The organism is Micromonospora arborensis, assembly GCF_003205615.1.
Lineage (GTDB): Bacteria > Actinomycetota > Actinomycetes > Mycobacteriales > Micromonosporaceae > Micromonospora > Micromonospora arborensis.
On record NZ_PYBV01000075.1, the window covers coordinates 1 to 7048 of the forward strand.

A 7048-nucleotide genomic window follows, 5' to 3' on the forward strand; every position below is an offset into this window, starting at 1 on the left:
TCCCGCCTCAACTGCGCGAGCTCGTCTCGTTCGCTGCTGGTCAGCCCGTCGGTGCGGGTGCCAGCGTCGAGGTCGGCTTGCTTGACCCAGTCACGCACCGCGGTCTCGGTCAGGTCGAAATCCTGGCTGACCTGCCGAAGAGTGCGATCACCGCGCTGGCACAACTCGACGATCTCGGCCTTGAACTCCGGCGTGAACGAACGCCGAGGCCGCGGCCGCTTCTTCCCCATGCTCTCCATGATGATGGACATCCTCCCGGAGACCCCAGGTCCCCTGATCTCGGATGTCCGTCAAAACGGGGCAGGCCCAAAGCCGATGTTGGGGCCGATCCGCTCCCCGCGCAGGCGGGGGTGCTCCCTATCGGCGGCCAGTGAGGAACGGCCCTATGACGGGTCCCGGGCCAGGCGTTCGGGACCCATGTTTATGCACGAGCCCTCTCAGCCGGACACGCCTCCACGACCCGACGTGGCGTGCACTCATGCCGAAGAGCGGATGCGGAGATCGGGTCTGGCCGGGGTCAGTCACAGCAGGCCGCGCTCGCGTAGCCGGGCGAGCCGGTCCGGCGGTAGGCAGTCGGCCAGGTTCCGCTCTAGGTCGACCAGCTCAAGGTCGACTGGGTACACCATGAAGTCGTCGGCGACTGGCAGCGTGTCCGACCAGTCGAGGATGTTGAGCCGAGCCGCCACCGCGCACAACAGTCGCCGGCCCACCTCGGATCCGGCGGCGGCATCGAGGTCGTTGGCGTCGAGCAGGGCGAGCTCCTGTCGTACCAGCCGCACCGATCCTGCATCGTCGAGGTTGACGTCGGTACTGGCCTCGAAGTCGGCCGGCGACCATGCTGCCCGGTTGTCGATCGCCGCCAGGGCCGCTCGCTCGTCCTCAGTAGCCCCGTGGACCTCGAAGGACAGCGCGTCCGATCGGTAGTAGCTCAGCGCGACGCAGGCGGCGGGGCCGTCGACCGCCAGGCGCGCCACGGCGTCCGGGATCAGCGTGAGGAATGCGTCCTCGATGATCCGGCACGCCGCTTCGAGGTCGAATCCGGCCGGCGGCCGCTCATAGCGCGCCTCGGACCGACGGCCCGTGACCTCGACGACGCGGACCAGGCCGCGGTCGTCGTGCTCCGCCGTCAGCACCGAGGGCGCCCGGCCGTCGTGCTCGATCTCGACGCGGCTGATCCGCCCATCGGTGTATGCGTACGACTCCCGCCCCGAGCCGCCCCGCGCGACCGTGTCGGCCGAGCGCATCAACCCGTCCACGAAGCGGTATTCGTGCAGGTAGATGGGCCCGTCCGTATCGAAGTGCGCCGCCTCGACCACGTCGCCGTCGTAGCTGACGAACGTCTCGTAGTACAGGCGGCCGTGAAGAAAGCCGCTGTACTCCTCGATCACCACCGGGCGGCCCTCGGCGTCGAACCCGATGCGCAGTACATCCCGATCGACCGGCGGTCTGGCGTCCAACCGGCGGCCAGCCTTGAGCAGGTCCCGTTCGAAGTGCAACGGACGAAGATCAAGGCCCGGCCAGTTGTACCAGTCCCAGCGCCCGACGAGCGCGGTCGCCGCTCTCTTTCGGCAGTCGTATTCGCCAGCGAGCCGGGCGAACCGCGCAGCAAGATCGGACATGTCCGGGATGCTACTGGTCGCCTCGCCGGACTGGCCGCCGCGCACATCCGGGTCCGCCGCAATCCGCCGCTTGTGGCTGAATCGGTTCGGGCCCCGGTTGAGCCGTTCCGGGAGCCCGCGCACGATGGGCCTGCTCCCCGAAACATGGCCCGGGCTCGAACGGTGCTGCCATCCCTGGGCTCAGGGAACGCGGTATCGGCAGCTGTTTTAAGGGCGTCAGCTCATGTCCACGGCGTACGCCTCTTCGCGTACGTCGGAGTTCGGGTGCCGGCGTAGCCCAATCAGAAGGTCCCGCCATGGCGCCTTCCAGCCGAAGCCGGCCCCGTGCCGGACCAGCGCCACCGCGAACAGCCCGCCGGCCAAGTCTCCGCGCCTGGCCAGGCGCGCGATGTTGTCGGTGAAAATCGCCGGGGCGGGCCACTCGCGGAAGCTCCGCAAGCGGGCGCCGACGCGTTCCGCAGTGCGGAACGCGAGGACGGGCCGGTCCGCACACAGGTCTGCGATCTCGTGCAGATTGTTCAGCCGCCCGAGGTCGACCAGCAGCGCCGTGGCCGCGCCGGCGAAATCGGGATGATCTGCGAGCCACCGTGCCGCTTGAACCAGGGCTGTCCGGTCGGCATTGGCGGGTTTGCTCTCGGACCGGACGGCCGCGCCGCGTGCGAGGAGTTCGATGCGGCGCCGTGCAGGGCGATCGGCGGCCGGGTCGCCGGGATGGTCGTCGTTGGCATCGCGGTTCACGAGCCGGGCCAGCGCGGTGCCGAGTACCGCATCACCTCCGGCCTTCAGTAGTTGGGCCACCTCGATGCGCGCCATCGTTTCTCCGAGATCACTGAGCCTGTTCACCACCAGTTCAGTGATCCCGGTAAGCCACGGCGACCATTCCCCGAGTTGGCCGAACGCGGTCCGCCGAACCTCCCGGTCGGCGGCGCGGCAAGCCTCGACGATGAGCGCGCCGTAGCGCGCGCGGTGCCGCTCGGGGATTGTGTTCGGGTACGCGCTCAGGACCGCGCGTCGCTCCTCACGGCTGCCGTCGACCGCGGCCCGCAGGATGGTCCAGCTCGCCTCGGTCTGCAGCCGCTGCCGGGCGGCGGAGACGATCGCCGCGCGCACATCGCGGTGCGCGTCCGAGTCCGTGTGTGCATCGTGCAGCGCCGTCATCACCTGCGGCGGCCCGTACCGTGCCAGCAGCCGGGCCGCTTCCTTCCGGCTCGTGATCTTCGCCGAGCCGATCACCACCTCGCCGAGCACATCGGCCAGTCGAGACGGTGGGACGTGCCGGGCCGCCCGGCTGACCGCATACATCGCGACACGCGCCCGGTCACCGCCGGCGTACCGGAGCAGTATCGGAAGTGCTTCGTCCGGCCGGTCGGTCCAGACCAGCGCACCCAGCGCTGCCTCGGCGATCGCCACCTCGGGGGCGTCGAGGTGGCGCAGCACCAGTTCACGGCCCGCGACGCCAACGCCGGCGGCGGCCCGGATCGCAGCCGCCCGCTGCCACACCCCCTGCCCGGTGTCGTCGATGATGAGCTCCTGCAGGTCTACGAAACGGGCCTGTTGGCGGGGCAGCCAGCGCTCGCTGCGAAACACCCAGGCGGGCACCCATCGCACCCCCGATTCGATGAACCGGCCGCGCGGGCGATGGTCCAGCACCCGGTCGAGCAGGTCGGTGCGGGATCGGGAGATCGTCGCCCACACCTCTTGGATCGTCACCGCCGAGGGATCGGTCTCAAGCACCTCGATCACCCGCTCCGCGCGGGTACGGGGGTTGTCGAGCCATAGCGCGATCGCCGTCCGGGCCACCGACAGCAGCGTGCGGGGGCCGGTCGCCTGACGCAGCAACTCCTGCAGCTGCGCCAGACGCCAGGCCCGCTTGCCGAGCGCGTGGGTGAGCGCGAAGAGCGGACCGTACCGGCCGCGGGCAATGCCGGCGTCGACCCAGCCGCGCAGCCGCTCGAAGACGATCGCCTCCTGGCCTCTGCGCAGCACCGTGTCAAAGCGGCGCAGTACCGGCACACTCGCGCTCGTGCTGACCAGGTCGATCGTGAGCAGCGCCCACTCGCACAGCTGCGGTACGGCGACATGGTGCTGCAGGACATCGGCGGCGAGCATGCTCAACGCGCTCGTCGTGGCGGCGGAGGTGTCGCGGGCGTCGACCGCGTCGGTGGTCAGCTGACTGAGCCCGGCCGCCATGTCCGCAGTCAGCAGTGGCGCCACCTTCGTCAACGCGGTGAGCGCCGACGCGCGTACCGGATCCTGTTCGTTGCGCAGCCGGCCGAGCCGGACGATCACCGCGGCCACCGCGTGCGGGTTGCGTGAGCGGCGGGCGGCCTCCACCAGCAACGCGTACCCGTGCGCCCGCTCGTCGGCCTCACCCGATCCCAGCGCGACATCCAGCGCTGCGGAGGCGTCCGGCCAGTCCAGGTACGCACTCCAGGTACGCACGTCCGTCTCCCGCTCGCGGATTTTCGCCAGGCCCAGCACCCGACTCGCCTCACGGATCCGGACCGCGACCGGCAGCACCTCCATGATCTCGGCAGCCGGAATCAGCACCGCCGTGTCGACGTGTGCTAACGCCCGGTCGTACAGCTCGCCGCGCCGACTCGGTGCCACGGCGTCGAGCAGTGCTGCCAGCGCCGGGCTGTGTTCCCTGAACCGACTGGCGAGCGGCGCCAGTTCTTCGATGGGTAGCGACGCGAGGCGGCGGAGCAGGGCCGGTGGCAGCACGGTCCGCTTCAGCCAGGCCGCGCGGGCCGGCGCGGTGAGCAGGCGGGCGACCCGAACCGCGTCGTGTGCCGCGAGCACTCCGTATGCGCCCAGCGGACCGGGCAACGACTCCTCGGATGCGTACCGTTCGAGCAAGTCGAGTGCCTGCGCCGGGTCACAACGCAGCACCGCATCGGCGGCATCGGCCCAAACCCTGACCCGCAGCTCAGGTGTGGCCGCAGCCAGCCGCTCGCGGACCCGATCCAGCAGCGGGCCGGGATGCCGCCGGACCAGCCGCTCGAGGTTGAGCGCGTGTTCCAGGTGGGGCAGCATCTCGCGTACTGTCTCGGTGCCGCAGGCTGGCAGCAGCGCGGCGGCCTCCTCATCGCCGACCTGGGCCCGAACCTCGGTGATCAGTGCGTCAGCTACGGCCGGTGCGTAGCGACGGCGCAGGGCCCGATAGACACGCCAACGCTCGATCGCAGGCCTGTCGGCGAGGCCCTCGATCGGGATGCCAGCTTGCACCGCCGCGATCAAGGCGGCACCCCTGATCGACGGCTGTGCGTCGCACGTCGCAGCGGTGATGCCCTCGGTGTCTCGGCTCAGCACCGCGGCGAACAGGGCGAGATACCGCTCATGGGGGCCCTGCCCGCGCAGGTCCGCGCAAACCTGGACCCGGTCAGGCGCAGTGTGCGCCCATTCCGCGAGGCGGCTCATCCGGCTGCGGTACGAAAGCGGATCGAGCGAGGTCAGCAACATGCGGGTGGAGGCAAGCACGGCGTTCATTGTGCCCGTGAGCGCGCCGGAACGAGATCGATTATCACCGCGCTCGGAGAGCGCCTCACCATCCTGCGATCTGGAGGATTCTTCTCAGCGGCGACGCCAAGATTGCATAGCTGCCTGCTCACCAAGGCCGGACGCGCGGATTTGCCGCGATTCGCGCGGCACGCAGCGTGACGGCTGGAGCTGCCGCTCGCCATCCGGAACTGCCGAGAGGCGGATATCAGAGACCACGGTGATCATCGATGGCCGCGCGGGTCCTGTCTGGATCTTCAGCGGTGTTGTCGCGACGCCACTACACCTACCCTGCTGGTCCGATCGTCCAGTCGGGTGCCAGCTGCGCTGCCTGCTGTTGCCAGGCCGCCCTTCCGCCGGGCAGCGGCCAGGCACGGGTGCGGCCCTCGCTGCGAGCGACGTCGTTGAGCTGACCGGCGAACCGGCGAGTGATGTTGGCGATGTTTGCCTTCGCCAGTTCGTCACCGTGGTTCGCGGCGGGTTGCAGAGCCTGCAGGCGCCCCTCGTATTCGCGGACGATGTGCCGATCGGCGCCTGCAGCCCATGTAGGACCAGGGGCTGGCGCGAGGACAACCACCGCTGGCACAGTGTGCTCGGCCAGCGCCGCCGCGATCCTGTCATGGCCGTCGAGCACGAGCAATATGTCGAGGCCGCTCACCCACCACAGCAGCGCCGGGGGCAAGACCCCCTCGCGGACCTGGCGGCGGTAGGACCGCACCCGCGCGGCGCCGTGCGGTGACAGCCGGCGTAGCGGCAGGATGTCCCGCTGGTCTTCAACTGGGTCGCCGTAACCGAACCAGGTGATGTGACCTTGATCTGGGTCAACCGCCGGGAGACGGTGCCAGTGGGCGGCGACGCTCCAGCTCGGCATTCCCCACGCCAGGGTCCAGCGGCCGGCGTACATCGGGCCATCGCCGACGGCCTGGAGCAAGTCGGTGAATTGGTGGGTCCAGCGTGCCGACCACGCATCGTCGTCAACACTGGTCTCCCGCACCCGCCTGGCCTCCGCCGCGCTGATTGGTGGCAGCGGCGAGCGATACCGGCCGGTGCGGGCGTAGTACACCCCTCGATGCATGGCCCGCTGAACGCCCAATAGCACGACCCGATCGCCCTGACGGAGCAGCAGACGACGCCCGCCCGTCACTTCGACGCGCAGCCCGGGACGTGCCGGGCCATCCGTCTCACAGACCAAGCCCGTCCAATGGCCACCCACCGAGGCAGGCAACGGGGCGCGGATCACGCCGTCATGCTACGGCCCGGACGGCCGACCGACGGCGCATGGCCCCTTCGATACAGGACTTTGAGCGCAGTCTTCTGCCGCGAGCCGCGCGCTACGGAACGTCAGGGTGCTCGGTCGGGTCGGTGTTCGGCCGGTGGGTGCGGTCGGTGGTCAGCTGGCTGCGCTTTCCATGGCCGTTCGATCCACTGATTGGCGTCCAGGTAGGTCGTGAGGTTGGGGAAACGTTGCCTCGTGAGGGTTTCGTTGGTTAGGTCTGCGGGGGTTCCGAGGGGTGTGTCGGGTCCGGAGGGCCCATCGATGGCGGAGGGAGCCCCGGTTGCGGCGATGTGCGCCTCGATCGGCAGGCCGCAGAACCAATCGATCCGCGCGTTGTGCCGATCGGGGGCCAACTCGACAAGGGTGTCCGGGTTGGCCTGGACGCGCCGCATGACTTGCCGCCCGTGCGACACGATCCAGTCCTGTACCGCGAGGAAGTCATCGTCGTCGAAGGGGCCGAGCAACAGCGTGGCGGCATCCCGGATCGGCCAGCAGTAGAGCTCGTCCTGCTCCAGGAACCAGAGTTCCTCGAACTGTTCAATCTCGTGCGGAGTCAATGCGCGAAGACGACAAAGGAGTACCTGGGCGACGCGTTCGGTGTCGCTGCCCGCCTCGGCGCGGGCACCTTCGACGATGGTCACGTCCGCGCTGGTGG

General features: G+C 69.7%; 5 protein-coding genes. All 5 read right to left on the reverse strand.

Annotated elements, in window-relative coordinates:
• A partial coding sequence (locus tag C7C45_RS32650; protein WP_167454913.1) for a helix-turn-helix domain-containing protein occupies nucleotides 1-230 on the reverse strand: 230 nt, incomplete at its 3' end.
• A 291-nt stretch (nucleotides 231-521) separates the two neighbouring features.
• The gene (locus C7C45_RS32655) at nucleotides 522-1619 is read right to left on the reverse strand and encodes a hypothetical protein (RefSeq protein ID WP_146247480.1); all 1098 of its coding nucleotides are present in this window, start codon (nucleotides 1617-1619) and stop codon (nucleotides 522-524) included.
• A 216-nt stretch (nucleotides 1620-1835) separates the two neighbouring features.
• Nucleotides 1836-5108 (reverse strand): hypothetical protein, encoded by a 3273-nt coding sequence (locus tag C7C45_RS32660; RefSeq protein WP_110568743.1) that lies wholly within the window; start codon nucleotides 5106-5108, stop codon nucleotides 1836-1838.
• Nucleotides 5109-5403: 295 nt separating this feature from the next.
• A complete protein-coding gene (locus C7C45_RS32665) occupies nucleotides 5404-6357 on the reverse strand; it encodes a hypothetical protein (protein ID WP_146247481.1) in 954 nt (317 codons plus the stop codon).
• A 101-nt stretch (nucleotides 6358-6458) separates the two neighbouring features.
• Entirely contained in the window at nucleotides 6459-7034 is a 576-nt protein-coding gene (locus C7C45_RS32670; RefSeq protein WP_110568747.1) for a DUF4240 domain-containing protein, read from the reverse strand.
• Nucleotides 7035-7048 lie beyond the last annotated feature (14 nt).

Excerpts from the sequence above, each read along its gene's own strand:
- C7C45_RS32655 (WP_146247480.1), bottom strand. The coding sequence starts at position 1,619 with ATGTCCGATCTTGCTGCGCGGTTCGCCCGGCTCGCTGGCGAATACGAC.
- C7C45_RS32660 (WP_110568743.1), bottom strand. The coding sequence starts at position 5,108 with ATGAACGCCGTGCTTGCCTCCACCCGCATGTTGCTGACCTCGCTCGAT.